General features: G+C 69.7%; 12 protein-coding genes and 4 pseudogenes. 4 read left to right on the top strand and 12 right to left on the bottom strand.

Annotation, left to right across the window (positions count from 1 at the left end; all coding sequences use genetic code 11):
• Positions 1-567: 567 nt before the first annotated feature.
• The 4 genes and pseudogenes from P3T27_RS34430 to P3T27_RS34415 all read right to left on the bottom strand — a co-directional run.
• Positions 568-992, bottom strand: a pseudogene (locus P3T27_RS34430) (transposase); the annotation flags it as partial.
• 29 nt (positions 993-1021) lie between these two features.
• Positions 1022-2284, bottom strand: coding sequence for an ISL3 family transposase (locus tag P3T27_RS34425; RefSeq protein ID WP_280685214.1), 1263 nt, complete (start codon positions 2282-2284; stop codon positions 1022-1024).
• Positions 2285-2482: 198 nt separating this feature from the next.
• Entirely contained in the window at positions 2483-2902 is a 420-nt protein-coding gene (locus P3T27_RS34420) for a RidA family protein (protein WP_280685213.1), read from the bottom strand.
• Between the two features lie 44 nt (positions 2903-2946).
• Positions 2947-3453, bottom strand: a complete 507-nt coding sequence (locus tag P3T27_RS34415) for a cupin domain-containing protein (RefSeq protein WP_063352400.1) — start codon at positions 3451-3453, stop codon at positions 2947-2949.
• Between the two features lie 85 nt (positions 3454-3538).
• On the opposite strand from P3T27_RS34415, the gene P3T27_RS34410 reads away from it, so the two are divergent.
• On the top strand, positions 3539-4042 hold the full coding sequence (locus P3T27_RS34410) for a MarR family transcriptional regulator (RefSeq protein WP_280685212.1): 504 nt from the start codon (positions 3539-3541) through the stop codon (positions 4040-4042).
• Positions 4043-4167: 125 nt separating this feature from the next.
• Here P3T27_RS34410 and P3T27_RS34405 read toward each other — a convergent pair whose 3' ends face one another.
• From P3T27_RS34405 to P3T27_RS34395, 3 genes and pseudogenes are all read right to left on the bottom strand, one after another.
• Positions 4168-5607 carry a Pls/PosA family non-ribosomal peptide synthetase gene (locus tag P3T27_RS34405; RefSeq protein WP_280685236.1) on the bottom strand — a complete coding sequence of 480 codons (1440 nt, stop codon included), beginning with the start codon at positions 5605-5607 and terminating at the stop codon, positions 4168-4170.
• Positions 5608-5662: 55 nt separating this feature from the next.
• A complete protein-coding gene (locus tag P3T27_RS34400; RefSeq protein ID WP_280685210.1) occupies positions 5663-6433 on the bottom strand; it encodes a transposase in 771 nt (256 codons plus the stop codon).
• 624 nt (positions 6434-7057) lie between these two features.
• Positions 7058-7141, bottom strand: a pseudogene (locus P3T27_RS34395) (IS5/IS1182 family transposase); the annotation flags it as partial.
• Between the two features lie 455 nt (positions 7142-7596).
• On the opposite strand from P3T27_RS34395, the gene P3T27_RS34390 reads away from it, so the two are divergent.
• Together P3T27_RS34390 and P3T27_RS34385 are read left to right on the top strand one after the other, a co-directional pair.
• Complete coding sequence (locus P3T27_RS34390; RefSeq protein WP_280685209.1) at positions 7597-9054, top strand: AAA family ATPase; 1458 nt, start codon at positions 7597-7599, stop codon at positions 9052-9054.
• Positions 9055-9360: 306 nt separating this feature from the next.
• Positions 9361-9492, top strand: a pseudogene (locus tag P3T27_RS34385) (IS5/IS1182 family transposase); the annotation flags it as partial.
• A 28-nt stretch (positions 9493-9520) separates the two neighbouring features.
• On the opposite strand, the gene P3T27_RS34380 reads toward P3T27_RS34385, so the two are convergent.
• The 5 genes from P3T27_RS34380 to P3T27_RS34360 form a co-directional block, all read right to left on the bottom strand.
• Positions 9521-9790, bottom strand: coding sequence for an integrase core domain-containing protein (locus tag P3T27_RS34380; protein ID WP_348534179.1), 270 nt, complete (start codon positions 9788-9790; stop codon positions 9521-9523).
• Between the two features lie 412 nt (positions 9791-10202).
• Entirely contained in the window at positions 10203-11711 is a 1509-nt protein-coding gene (locus tag P3T27_RS34375; protein ID WP_280685207.1) for a hypothetical protein, read from the bottom strand.
• A gap of 535 nt (positions 11712-12246) precedes the next feature.
• Positions 12247-12693: a hypothetical protein gene (locus P3T27_RS34370; RefSeq protein WP_280685206.1), complete on the bottom strand. Its 447-nt coding sequence runs from the start codon at positions 12691-12693 to the stop codon at positions 12247-12249.
• Positions 12668-12925 carry a hypothetical protein gene (locus tag P3T27_RS34365; protein ID WP_280685205.1) on the bottom strand — a complete coding sequence of 86 codons (258 nt, stop codon included), beginning with the start codon at positions 12923-12925 and terminating at the stop codon, positions 12668-12670. The genes P3T27_RS34370 and P3T27_RS34365 overlap by 26 nt, the downstream gene beginning before the upstream one ends.
• Positions 12926-13229: 304 nt before the next feature.
• Complete coding sequence (locus P3T27_RS34360) at positions 13230-13571, bottom strand: hypothetical protein (protein WP_280685203.1); 342 nt, start codon at positions 13569-13571, stop codon at positions 13230-13232.
• 52 nt (positions 13572-13623) lie between these two features.
• On the opposite strand from P3T27_RS34360, the pseudogene P3T27_RS34355 reads away from it, so the two are divergent.
• Positions 13624-13722, top strand: a pseudogene (locus P3T27_RS34355) (ribonuclease Z); the annotation flags it as partial.
• Between the last annotated feature and the right edge of the window lie 52 nt (positions 13723-13774).

Below are 13774 nucleotides of genomic sequence, written 5' to 3'. Positions count from 1 at the left end.
AGTGCGTAGTGCGGAGGGACCAGGCGGTTGCCTCGCCGCACAGCCGCTGGACGCCCGACAAACCGTCTCGCCAGTCGCCGCCTCGCCAGGTACGGTCGCCTCGTGTGTTTCTACGCCATGACTCCCTACAAGCTGCACTACGTCTGCACGCCGTGCCGCGCCACGTTCAAGCAGCATCCCAGGCCGGGGAGCGAACACCCGTGCCCGCGGTGCGCCAAGCCGCTGAGCTGTGCCGGCCACGACTTCGCGGCGCCACGGCGGCGGGATACACAGGGATGGTCCGTCGTGGCCGCGGTCCTCAACGCCGGGCTGCGATACGAGGGCAGGGAACCCTGCGGCTGCGGAAAGGAGCCCAAATTTCGCCCTCGCACCCGCGCCCAACTGCGCGCACGCCGAATCGCCTCATCTCGAACCGGCGTCCCTCTCGCCGACATGCTGGGACGCGCAGATCCACACACTCCAGCATGAACTGACTCACCAAAGGGGCATCGTCGGCGTCCGCCGCGAAGTCCGGCACGCCAAGCTGTCACCGCAAGATCAATCACGGAACTGCGGGCAGAGCCAAATTCAGAGAGCGCCATCACGATGGGACCAGGCGGTCGCCTCGTCGTACGGTGTGCCGGTTTTGAGGCAGCCGTGCAGGATGCCGACGAGCCGGTTGGCGAGTTGGCGCAGGGCGGCATTGAATTCGATGCCGCGGGCGCGTTGCTTCTCGTAGTAGGCCCTGGCGCCGGAGGAGACCCGCAGCGCGGAGAAGGCTTGGGCGATCAGGCGGCGATGAGCCGGTCGTTGCGGACGTACCGGGCGGTCACGACCTTCTTCTTGCCGGAGGCGCGGGTGATCGGGCTGGTGCCGGCGTAGTTCTTGCGGGCCTTGGCGCTGGCGTACCGGTGAGGGTCATCGCCGAATTCCGCGAGTACCCGGGCGCTGAGCATCGGTCCCAGACCCGGCTGGGAGCGGATGATCTCAGCGTCCGGGTGCCGGCCAAAATAGGGCTCTTCTGCTGGACCTGTGGGTGTGATCAGGCGAGTTGGCGGCGGGGCAGGGCAGGCCGGGTGCCGCCGAGGCAGAGCATGACGAGGGCGATGACGGCCTCTGCGCTGCGGAAGCCGAACCCTCGTCGGATGGTCAGGCGTGTCTTGGTGTTGGTGGACTCGATCAGCCCGTTGCTCAGCTCCTCGACGATCGCGTGCAGGATGGCGTCGTGGTGGCGTCGGACCTTGCGGGCGAGGCCGACGAAGGCGGGGATGCGGCAGCGCCTGGCCCAGGACAGCCAGCGGTCCAGCGCCTCGGCTGCGGCATGTGCGCCCTCGGCGCGGGCGATCCGGTAGATCGTGCGCAGGCCCTCCTTGAGCAGATAGGCCCGGTGCAGGCGCGGGTCGTTGACGGCGATCCAGGCGAGCTTGGCCGTCTGCCGGTCGGTGAGGTCCTCGGGGTTCTTCCACAGCGCGTGGCGGGAGTGCTTCAGCCTGCGGGCCAGGTCCGGGTCCGCGGCCTGGCGGCGGGCCCGGTTCCAGTTCGCCCGGCGCTCCTCGTCCAGTGCCTCGGTGGCCCAGGCGACCACGTGGAAGGGGTCCATGGCGCGCACGGCGTTCGGGGCCCGCTCGGCGACCACGTCCGCGATCCACTCCGCGCCGTCGGCGCTGATGTGCGTGAGCCGGTGGGCGCGCTCGGCACCCAGGGCGTCGAAGAACGAGCGCAGGACGTCCTTGCCATGGCCGTCCGCCATCCACACCACGTGCCGGGTGTCGTGGTCGACGACCACGGTCATGTACTTCTGGTCCCTGCGGTAGGAGATCTCGTCGATCCCGATCCGCCGCAGCCCGGCGAGGCGGTCGATCCCGGCGTCCGCGTCACGCTGGTAGCGGGCCAGGATCGCGCCGACGGTGCGCCAGGCGACCCGCATCAACTGCGCGGTGGCTGACTTGGAGCACTCGGTGGCCAGCCAGGCGACCTGCTGGTCGAAGTCGCGCGTGTGCCCGGCGTCGTGCCGGGCCCAGGGCACCGCCGCGACCACCACCCCGTGCCGCTCGCACGACACACGCGGGGCGTCGGCCTCCAGGAACAGCTGCAGCCCGGCCGCGTCCAGGTGCCGCCACCGCCGGCGTCCCGCCCCGGCATCGAACCGCGGACAGCGGCTGCGACAGATCCCGCAGCGGCGACGCGCCCGGGACCTCGGACGCACCGCCACCACCATGACCTGCGCTTCCTCATCGAACCAGGCATCCTCCGGCACCGCCTGCTCGCATCCGACCAGCGACTTCAATACCGTGGTGAACCGCACGCCGTTCTCCCTGCGCGACCGATCTCAGGCCTCAACACCTCAAGATCTGCACAGGGGACGGCGTGTGCTGCATCAGGCGCTCCGCACCGACCCACAGATGGAGCAGAAGAGCCCCATATGAGCGGTCCGCGCCGGCTCGAACGGCGGCGGTACGGCGAGGGGTCCCACCGACCGGTGGGACCCCTGCGCGTGGGTGGGTCAGCCCGCTGCCCCCGCCGTCGGCCGGACGGCGACCGCATCGATCTCGAAGAGCATCCCCGGCAGGGCGAGCGAGGCGACCCCGCTGAGCGTCTGCGCGGGCAGCCGGTCGCCCCAGGCCCCGGCCAGGGCCTTGCCGAGGCCGGCCAGCTTCTCCGGGTCGTGGTCGACGATGTACGAGCCGAGTCGGACCACGTGCTCGAAGCCGAGGCCGACCCCGGCGAGCGCGGTGCGCAGGTTGGCGAGGGCGAGCTCCGCCTGGGCGGCGAAGTCGCCGGGCACGACCTGACCGCTGGCGTCGGAGGCGTACTGGCCGCCGATGAACACCGGTTCGCCGGGCGCGGAGGCGGCGTGGCTGTAGCCGAACGGCGTCGGGTCGTGCAGGCCGGGCGGGTTGGTGATGGTGCGGGTGTCGGTCACGGGGTTCCTCTCCTGGTGTCGGGCCGAGCTCGGTGCCGGGCGGTCTACGGCTCGGACCGGGCGGCTTCCTCCCGGGCGTCGCGCCAACTCGGCGACTCCAGGAAGTGGTTGTCGAAGAGGTCCTGCTTGGCGAGCAGCTCCTCGACCGTCGCCTCGCCCGCGCGGATCCGCTCCAGCAGGCGGAAGTAGTCGAAGCGCTCCACCCCGGGGGTGATCACGATCAGCAGGTCCGCCCCGGAGTCCGGCGCCGCCGCGAAGGCATGCGGCAGATGGGGCGGCACCACCACGAGGTCGCCGCTCCGGGCGGTGACCACCTCGTTCCCGACCAGCACCTGGGCCGAGCCGTCGACGACGAAGAACAGCTCCGAGGAGCCCCCGTGGTAGTGCGGAGTGGCGCCGTCCTTGCCGCGCCCCAGCGTGACGCGCAGGGTGCTCAGGGCGCCGCCGGTGGCGCTGGAGTCCGCCAGCAGCCGCCCCTTGCCGCCGAGCATTCCGACGGTCTCGGCTTCGTCGCCCCGCACCACCACGGCTTCCGGTCCGATCAACGTCATTGGCCTCTCCCCACAGTGAGCGCTCCGATAGTTCTCTGACTGATAGTACTACGTCTAACTATCTCCCATCGAATAATATGCCCCCATGGATCACGTGGACGTCATGCTCGACCAGTGGAGCCGGGAGCGCCCGGACCTCGACCTGGCGGCGGTCGGCACCGTCGGCCGCCTCGGCCGCTTCGCGCTGCTCGCGGGCCGGGTCGTCGAAGAGGTGTTCAAGCAACACGGCCTCCAGCGCGGCGAGTTCGACGTTCTCGCCACCCTGCGCCGCTCCGGCGCGCCGTACGAACTGATGCCCTCCGAACTCGCCGCGCTGCTGCTGATGTCGCGGGCCGGCATGACCAGCCGGATCGACCGGCTGGAATCGGCGGGCCTGGTGGAACGCCGCACCGACCCGGCGGACCGGCGCAGCGTCCGCATCGCCCTCACCGCGGCCGGACGCGCCCTCGTGGACGCCGCCTTCACCGACCACGCGGCCAACGAGACCGCGCTGCTCTCCGCCCTCTCGGGCGAGGAACGGGCCACCCTGGACGGGCTCCTGCGCAAACTGCTCGCCGACGTCGAGGGCGCGGAGAGCCCGGCGCCCTGACGGCCCCGCCCGACGCCCCCGCCCGAGGTCCAGCCACCCGCGACCGCTCCGGAACGCCGTCGGCCGCCGTACGCGGGGAACGCGTACGGCGGCCGACGCCCGGTGCAGTGTGCCGTCCGTGACGACTACCGCACCTTGACGTACTCCGCTTCCGCCGCGGCCCGGCGCGGCGCCTCCGCCGGTTCCGCCACGGCCGCGGCGGTGGCCGCGGCCGTCGGCCAGGCGGCGATCGGGTTGCCCAGCCAGCGCCCCCCGTCCGGGACCCTCTCACCGCGCATCACCAGCGAGGCGGGCCCGACCGTGGTGCCGGCGCCCAGCGTCGAGCCCGGCAGCACGATGCTGTGCGGGCCGGTGGTGGCGCCCGCCCGCAGCCGCACGGCGTCCAGCCGCATCACCCGGTCGTGGAACAGATGGGTCTGCAGCACCGTGCCCCGGTTGACGCTCGCGCCCGCCTCGACCGTGACCAGGTCGCTCTCCGGCAGCCAGTGCGTCTCGCACCAGACCCCGCGGCCGATCTCGGCCCCCAGGCTTCGCAGCCAGAAGTTGAGGTACGGCGTGCCGGTCAGCGTCTGACCGCCCCACGGCATGGCGAGATCCTCCACGAAGGTGTCGTACAGCTCGTTGCGCCAGACGAAGCTGGACCAGGGCGGGTGCTCGGCGGCCTTGAAGCGCCCGACCAGCAGCCACTTCGCCACCGTGGTGACCAGGCAGGCGGCGATCGCGGCGGCGATCAGCACCACGCCGCCGCCGGCCAGCGCGACGGCCAGACCGTAGCGGTCCCGCAGTTCCTGGAGCGCCCCGAAGACCAGGTTGCCGAGGACGACGGCGAGCGCCAGCGGGATGAAGTGGCAGAGCTCCACCGACGCCCGGGCCAGCACCAGTCGGCGCGGCGGGTTGTAGGTGCGGCTGTCCTCGCCCGCGTCCGCCACCCGGGGGAGGGCGAAACCGGGGCGGCCCAGCCAGGAGGAGCCGGGCTGGCTGCGCACCGGCGCGTCCGAGAGGACGCCGACCAGGGCGTGGTCGGGCAGGGTGCGGCCGGGGCCGACGATGCCGGAGTTCCCCACGAACGCGCGGCGCCCGACGCGTGCCGGGCCGACCCGCAGCCAGCCGCCGCGCAGCTCGAACGGCGCGATCAGGGTGTCGTCGGCCAGGAACGCGCCGTCGTCCACCTGCATCGGCCCGGGCAGCGCCAGCACGGTGGAGGCCTCCACCCGGCGGCCGACCCTGGCGCCGAGCATCCGCAGCCAGACCGGGGTGAACAGGCTCGCGTAGAACTGGAAGAGCGAGCGGCGCGCGGTGTCGGTCAGCCGGCTGACCGCCCAGACGCACCAGGCCACCTTGCCGTGCGCCGGGTGGAAGCCGGGCCGGATCGGCCGGCTGAACAACCGGACCAGCAGCGCCACCAGTCCGGCGTAGCAGGCGACCGTCATCACGGTCATCAGCGCGCTGGCGGGCAGGAGCTGGATCAACGCGCCGCCGAGCGTGCGGTCGCCGTCGATCATCGAGTAGAGCAGGACGAGCGCGGGGACGGCGGCGACCACCGGGATCAGGCCGAGGCCGAGCAGCCCCAGCCCGTACGCCAGGTCCGTTTTCGCGGCTCTGCCCGGAGTTCCGTGAAGATCATGGCCGGGTGAGGATGCGGATCCGGAGAAGTCGGAACGAGGCCCGGCCGTACATGGCGCGTTTGAGCGTTTTGACCCGATTTATGTTGCCCTCGACCTTGCCTGAGCTCCATTCGAGGGTGAGGCCGGCGGTCACGGCGTCGAGGTCCTGGCGGAGGAAGCCGGCGAACGAGCGGACCGGTGCGGGGGCGTCCTGATCGGCCTGGCGGATCCACTCCAGCAGCATGCCGCCGCGCCGGTTGACCAGCAGGTCGCGGAAGTATCTGGCCAGGTCACAGGCCCGGGCGATGTCCGGGCAGGCGATCCTGACGTCCAGCAGTTTCTCCACCTCCTGGTCCGTGAGCGTCTCGCGCGGGCGCATGATCCACGAGGTGATGCGACGCGGGCTGGGGATGTCGGCGCGGACCGGCTCGGCCGTTCCCTCGCGGAGCTTGGCCAGGTGGCGGCGCACGACCTGGATGCTGCCGGTGTAGCCGCGCTCCCGGATCTCGTGGAACAGCCGGGTGCCGCTGGTGCATCCGGCGGTGAACCGGCTGTTCAGGTAAGGCTTGAACGGCTCCAGGAGTTTGGCCTTGTGGATGCCGAAGTCCTTTGCGGAGGCGAGGAGTTCGTCCAGCGGTGTGGTCTTGAAGTGGCGCACGGTCTTGCGGTCCAGGCCGAGGTGGCGGGCGATGGCGCTGATCGTCCACTTCTGGTCCAGCAGCCGGTGGACGTCCGCGTAGCGGTCACGGGTGCGCTCAACGAGAGGCGTGCGGGGCAGTTCTGACACTGGCAGGTCGATCACCGGGGGTTCGGGTGGCGGTTCCTCCTGTTCGGCGTGTTTGCGCAGGCAGGAGCGGTGTTGGTGGCAGGTCTTCTCGATGTCGGCTGCGAGGTTCTGGAGCAGGTGCCACCTGTCTGCGACCTCGATCGTGTCGGGGGCGGCTTCCTTGATCGCCCGGGAGTAGGCGGTGGCGCGGTCACGGCAGATGATCTCAGCGCCGGGGCGTAGTACCGGTGTTCTCCATCGCCTTCTCCAGCAGTTTGATGAACGACTTCATGGTGCCGTGGCCTCTATCTCTCAGCTGCGCAGTGCTGCTGCGCACTATCCCTGCTGTCAGATCTCCGCGGCCGAGTGCGCGCTGCGGTGGTCGTGGCGAACGATAGCAACGGTCAATCGTATTCGGCGGGACCCCGGAAAGGCTCAGTGGCCCACGCTCTCTGATGCGCAGTAATGCTGCGCAGACATCTGGGTGCAGCATGGCTGCTCATGAGGCAGGCGGAACGGGTCGCGATAAGTCCGGTGGGGGCGGCAAGGGGGGTGAATGTGATGCAAGTCACACGTAACGCGGTCGCCGCCCCAGGTGTCGACCTCGCCCCAACCGATCCCTGGCGAGGGTTCCGGCGACCTGGGCGTGAGGACAAAGCACAGCGGTCGGCAGTTGCCGTCCGCGGCGAAATGGATCTCCGTCGTCAGCCCGCCGCGGGCGCGCCCGAGGGTGTGGTGGCCGGGTCCCCTTTCGGCCGGCCCGGTCACGTGCTGGTTGGCGCACGATGGTGGGGTCCACCGCCACGACCCTGTGCAACTCGCCCTCGGTATTCGCTTGGGCAAGCAGATCGGTGAAGGCTGCGCCCCAGGTCCCGTCGATCACCCAGTTGCGCAGCCGGGTGTAGACGCCCTCCCGCAACCGTACTCGGCGGGCGGGCACGCCCACTGCGAACCGGTCTGGAACACGCGATCGGATCGATCACCTCCCGGTGATCCCGCCACCGCCCGCCCCGCCTCGGCATTCGGTCCGGCAATAGAGGCTCATCCGCCCCACTGCGCGTCAGTCAACGGCAGGACCAGACCAACGATCCGGTGATCGGAAGGAAGCGGCCTGGACCACCGGACACCGGTATTCGCCGTGTGTCAGCCCTCTGGGCACTGGGATGATGTGCAGATGAGTCACGATGACAGGGTCCGGCACCTGGGCCCCGAGGTTCGCGAACGCGCGCTATCCGACGTTCGGACCCGTGCTGATCGGGATACGTGTCCAGGGATTTCGTGGCGTGTCGGACCTGAACCTGCAGTTCAAGTCGCCCGTCACAGCGATCTCCGGCCTCAACGGAACCGGAAAGAGCACGGTTGCGCAGCTCGCCGCCGCTGGTTTCCGTCAGCCTCCCGATCACGACTGGTACCGCTACTACGTAAACCACTTCTTCCCGGTCTCGGTCGCCGACCCGGAGCCGTTCACCCCTGGCGCACAGGTCCAATACCTCTATGCCGCGGACAGCGGCTTTCAGACTGTCACGGTAAGTCGGTCGGCGAAGTCGTGGTCAGGGCAGCACCGGCAGCCCGAACGTGCCACCTACTACCGAGGCTTCGCCCAGTTCATCCCGAAGGTGGAGCGGAGAGACCTGTCCATCTACGGGGCGGCCAGCCTGGAGCTGGGGGAGGCGAATCCGCTAGACCCGACCGCGGCGCAGCACGTCGGGCGGATCCTGGCGGTCCCGTATGACCACCTGGGCTTCACTGAGGTCCTGACCACCAATAAAGCCGCAACGCTCGCCATGGCTGGACGCGGAGGCCGACGTTACTCCGAGAATCACATGGGGACGGGGGAAGGTCGGGTCCTGTACATGGTGAACACGCTGGAGACGGCCCCACCCAAGAGCCTCGTGATCTTCGAGGAGCCTGAGACCTCGCTGCACGGTGATGCTCAGGTCCGCCTCGCTCAGTACTTCGTCGAAGTCGCGCTTCGACGGGGGCACCAGATCATCATCACCACGCACAGCTCCGCGATCCTTGGGCAGCTCGGCCGTGACTCGGTTGTCTACCTGCGGCGCACACCACTGGGGGGTGGTGTGACCGCCACCCATGGGCTGAGCACATATCAGACCGACTCACACCTCCAGCGGGAGGGGAGGACGCCTGGTGGCATCACGGTATGCGTCGAGGACGAGTTCGCACGCTGCCTCGCCAGCGAGATCTTCCGGACGGCGGACCCTGATCTCTTGTCGGGATGCTCGTTCCTCACGATCGGAGGAGGCCAGGAGATCCCTGCCGCAGTGAAGTTGTTGCGCGGCGCGAAGGTGCGCGCTGTTGGGCTGAGCGACGGGGACATGCCGCACAACGGGACCGGAGGAGTGCGTACCCTGCCTGGAACGGAGCCGCCGGAGAAGGAGGTCTTCGCCCATCCTGCGGTCAAGGACTACTTCGCCGCAGCGCCGTTCGAGATTGATCTTGACGAGGTCCTGGCCGGTGTTTCCGACCACCACGACTACGCCAGGACAGTGGCGGCTCGTCTCATGATGGATGAGCCTACGGTGGTGGGTGTGGCCTGCCGGACGTACGCGGCCGCCCACCAGGCAGGCGCCTTCAACGATGTTGTTGGCTTCGTCCGCTCAGAGGTCGGCGACCGACGGTAGGGGCCATGCGCCTCACGCGTTCTCCGCACGGACCCGTGGCCGACGCGGACGGTAGCGTCCCCGGGCGCCGGCGGGACCCGTTGAGACACTCCTGCCGGCGTGAGGAGTCAGAAGCGATTTCCAAGCCGAGGGATACGGCTGCTGCTCGAACTTCCGCGCGCATCAGTCTCGTTCGGGTGATCGCTTCGCAGCTGGCGCATAGGAGAAGGGCCTCCTGCACAGTTCGGTGATGTCGAGTCAACGAACCATCAGGAGGCCCTGGTGTCCCACTGTGGCGTGCTTGCTCCGTCCGCGTCCAGCTCCGGCATGTCGTGCGATTGCCTCGCACACCGGCTCGGGACTGCCGCTGACCAGCCGGACCGGACCCGCCGCTACGGCTCCGACCTGACCGACGCGGAGTGGGCGATCGTGCGGCCACTGCTGCCCGTCCCGGCCTTGTAGGCGCCAAGAACCACGTCCGTGCTGGTTACGCTGCATGTTGGTATTCGTGCAGGATGCCGCCGAGGCGGTCGCGTCGGCGGACGTAGAGGTGGGTGAGCCGGTCGGGTTCGGTGATGGGTTCGGCCAGTTGGCGGAGGGGCGCGGCGCCGGCGAGGCTGCGGTGGGGCCGGTGCGTGTTGTGGAACTGCTCGTACTCGCGTAGCGCGTGGAGTGGGTGGGCCTGGTTCCAGATGAGGGTGCGGTCGAGGAGCTCGGTTCGGCAGGATCGCACCCAGCGCTCCATGATGGCGTTCATGCGCGGCATCCGGACGCCGTGGCCGCTGACCGTCCGCGGTGCGGTCCTTGAAGTTGTGAGGGGCGATGTGAAAGACGAACGGCGGCATGTCAGCATCCCGTAGTGCTCGAAGTTGCCCCAGGGGCTGGTCGTGGATGGGTAGGGGATGTGATCACACGCTGAGGGTAAGGGCCCGGCATCCGAAAGCCAACGCGCACCCAGAGATGTCGACTCCGCTGAGAGGTCGGCAGATGCCGGCGTGGTCACTCGACCGAGGCAGGTGTTCTCGCCCTGAGCGACAGTCCGCCCGGCCGACGCTGGCAAGGCCGGTCCTCGGCAGCCCGGACGGGCTCAGTGCGGGTGCCGCCAGCACGCGTCCCAGCCAGGTGCCGGAAGGACGCGTCTACCACGCAGACCCGGCCGGTGTTGTTGCTCATGTCTCGATCGACATCTGGCGCAAGTCCTCATTGAGGCAGGGAAGTTCCTGTATCAGGGCGGTTCCGGCTGTGAGAGATGCGTGTGCCGTTACGGACAGACCAGCCTGTGCTGCCGCGCGTGCTGTGTGGAAGTGCTCCGCTGCGATTCGTTGGCCAACGCCCAGTGCGCGCCACCCGAGGGTCTCCGGTTCCGGCAGATCGAGGTCGAGGTCGAGCATCAGCTGGTTCGTGGCCGGCGGTGGGGGAGGGCCATTGAGGATGCTGACGGCCAGTTGCAGGGAGCGCCAGGCTGCTTCGACGTTGCCTGCGCGTCGTTGCAGCGAGGCGAGATCGGCCAGGGCTGAACCTCGGTGCAGCGGGTCGTCCTGGAGGGATGCGTACAGGTGCCGGGCTCGGGCTGCTTGGGTGAAGTCCCCGAGCTGCGCGAGCTCGCCGGCGACGCGTGCCAGCAGGGGGGCGTCGCGTGGGCCGGCGTCGTCGAGCAGGCGGATCAGCGTGCAGCGGGTCAGTTCGGTGCGGCCTTGGCGACGGGCCAGTTCGGCCCAGGTGAGTTCGTGCTCGTCGGCCGGATCATCGCCGTAGTTGGACGCGTCGAAGTCGGCAGCCCAGTCGGCCAGCCTCTGCGCGGTCGGCGGGAAGCTGCCCAGGACGTAGTGGACATCGGGGTTCGTCTCGCGCAGAGCCGTGAGCAGCTCGTGATCCTCGGGTTGGCCGTGTCGGCCTACCAGGACGGCGGCTAGACGTAGTTCCTCCGTGGCGCCGTACCTCGCCTCGTGCTGGAGCAGGACGCGCAGCAGCGGCAGATCCGTCTCCTGCCGGTCGTACTGGGCCGCGCGCAGCACCGTCGCTCGCCGGGCCGGGTCCGAGGCGACCTCGAACCAGCAGTCGTGGCTCGTGCGGAGCAGGGCGAGGTCTGCTAGCCCGGGGGCCAGAACAGTGTGCCAGAGCGGTGGGTGGGGCATCCGGTCCAGCAGGGTGTAGGCGCAGCCCTCGTCAGCGTTGAGGAGCAGGAAGTCGGGCTCGGTGCGCAGTAGGGCCTCGTGGAGGCGGCGGATCAGTGCCGGCTGCGGGACGTGACGCAGTCCGAGTCCGGCCAGCAGGGTGTTTCGATCGGCGTCCAACGCCGGGGCGTAGGAGGCGCGGAGGTCGTCCTCGGCTCGGGCGACTGCGGCCGTCAGCATGGCGTCGTCGGCGTGAGGGTCGAGGATGGTGTAGTCCCGCCAGCCCGGCAGACCGATCAGCACCTCCAATGCCTCGTCCACACTGTCGGCTACCAGCCCAGCCTCGCCCTCGGAACTGGCGTACAGCACACTCTCGTCCGTGCATACGAAATACGTCCCACCCGTGTCGTCACCCGCGACTGCTTCGAGCGGCGCACCGGACGCCAGATGTACCGCTTCGCCGTGCTCGGCCCGGTCCACGTCGAAGTCGAAAGGGAACGTCGCAAGCCTAGCCAGGTCGGACCGGGTGCGGAGAAGGCGAACGGCACGATCGGAGCGTGTCATGGCGGGACGGTAGCAGGCGGCCCTGCCGCACCCGGGGCTCCCTTCGAGCCACGCGTCGCCAACTGCGGGCCGGCCCGTGCCTTCCGCGCCTTTGCGATCCGCGCATGGTCGGACGAAGGGGCGGGACGCCACGACGAAGTCGGTCTCCAGTGGGACGGGGCAGGTGGCTTCATCGACGAGGGGACCGCGATCGGCGCAAGCCTCGAGAGCGACGCGGAGAGGGCAGGGGGCCGAAATCAACGTGGGACGGCCCGTACCCTTCTGAGTGGCTGCTGCTGGCCCTGCGCGAAGAGAGCGAACCGTCGCTGCGTACCCTGCCGCTACGCGTGGCGGCGCTCCTGCGTGACGTGGACGCCCCGCCCCATTCGAAGGTGACCGCACTCTCGCGATCGTCCTGAGCGAGGCTCTCAACTTGGCCGAGACCACCGAGATCACGGACCCGACAATCACCGGTCAACTGAGGCGCCGGAGCGGATGACAGCGCCGGGCCTTTGTCAGGTGCGTGACGCACACGCATGATGGCGCGGGGATCGGTTTACGGCTCGGTTCGGACGCGCTCGGGGTCGAGTCGAAGCTCCTGGTAGGTCCAGCAGTCGGCGGCCAGCGTGGCGACCTCCGCGTCGCATGAGCAGATGCGGTTGCTGCCGTTCATGCCGTCCGGTCCGCAGCAGCCGACGGGGCGGCGTGGGTTGGGGTGGGGGAGCAGGCCGGTGGTGTCTTCGGGGTGGAGTACGAACGCGTCGCGAGGGCCGCCGGGGACGCGGATGTTCGCAGGTGCGTCGGGGGCGGGGGCGCTTGGGCCGACGTACGGGGCACCGAAGGGTTCGGGATCGATGGCGTAGGCGCCACGGGCCATGGTGAGACCCGGCTGGTCGCCCTCGTCCTGGCCCGCATAGCGCTGCTCGGGTAGTTCGTCGAGACGCCGCAGCGGCCCGGCCAGGCCGTTGAGCGCGGGCTCACACGCGGACTTCGTAGCGTGCACCCGGCCGAGGCCAGCTGGGGTCGATGAAGTCGGGGCGGTCGATCCGGTGGAAGCAGCGCACCAGGAACTCGGTGAACGTCCCGGCGGTCTCGAACCACTCGCCCTCGTCGCTGCTGATGATGATCCGCCACTCGGTGGGATCGTCCTCGACGGTGCGGAAGAAGTACCGGCTGCCGTGCTCGTCGCTTCCCCATAGCAGTAGAATGCCTGATCGGGCGTCGGACTCGTCCACCTCCCAGCAGCCGTCGGCGATCTCGCCGTACCAGGTCGGACGCTCAGGTGGGGGTCCCCAGCAGCCAGCTCGGCCGGCGTGGTGTCCATCGGCCGGTCGATCGTCAGATAGCCGTCCACCGAGCCGGGGCCGTACAGGTCGAGGAACGCCTTGAAGTCGGCCGGCAGCCGGAAGCCGAGGTACCGCTCGCTGGCCTCCCAGATCGCGGGCCTGGCCCAGCCCCAGCACGGGGGTTCCCCGAGCTGCACGCGGAGCTGTTTCAGCGCGGTTTGGCCCTCCGGGTGGGGGCGGGCGCTTGCCGCGGTCAGCACTGCCACAGGAACACGGCTTGTGCGCAGGGCTCGCACGCGAAGGCGTAGGCCTCGCCGCGACCGCCGAAGTTCATCGCTGTGGCGTGGTCCCGTCCTTCCTCGAGTTGGACGACGAGCCTCATTTGCCGCGCGCAGGTCGGGCAGGCAGGGGTCTCGTCGTTCTGCAGCCAGGCGGGCTGCCCGCCGAGTTGGCCGAGGACGTCCCCCATCGGTCCGTCGCAGGTGGCGCACTGCGGCCAGGTAGTCCCGGCCGGGGCCAGCGGCACGCCGCCGGTGCGGGTGGTCGGCGCGTCGGGCTCCGTGGTTCCCGCGTACGTCATCAAGGTCGTTGTCACAGGTGGCGACTGTACGACAGGCCGCTGACACCGTCTCGGCGTCCCGTCATGACAGCGGCAGATGCTGCACGCCGGGGTCAGCGCCACCGGGACAAGCCGGATCGCGGTGACGCACCTCCACGGCGACCACTGCCTCGGCTTCGCCCGGGTGGCTGCACGCTGCCGGCGTACCCTACCGCTGCGCACCCGGATTCCTTCCGGGT

This window comes from Kitasatospora sp. MAA19 (assembly GCF_029894125.1).
Taxonomy (GTDB): Bacteria; Actinomycetota; Actinomycetes; order Streptomycetales; family Streptomycetaceae; genus Kitasatospora.
Note: the sequence above shows the minus strand (reverse complement) of the source record. Positions and strands in the feature narration are given on the sequence as shown.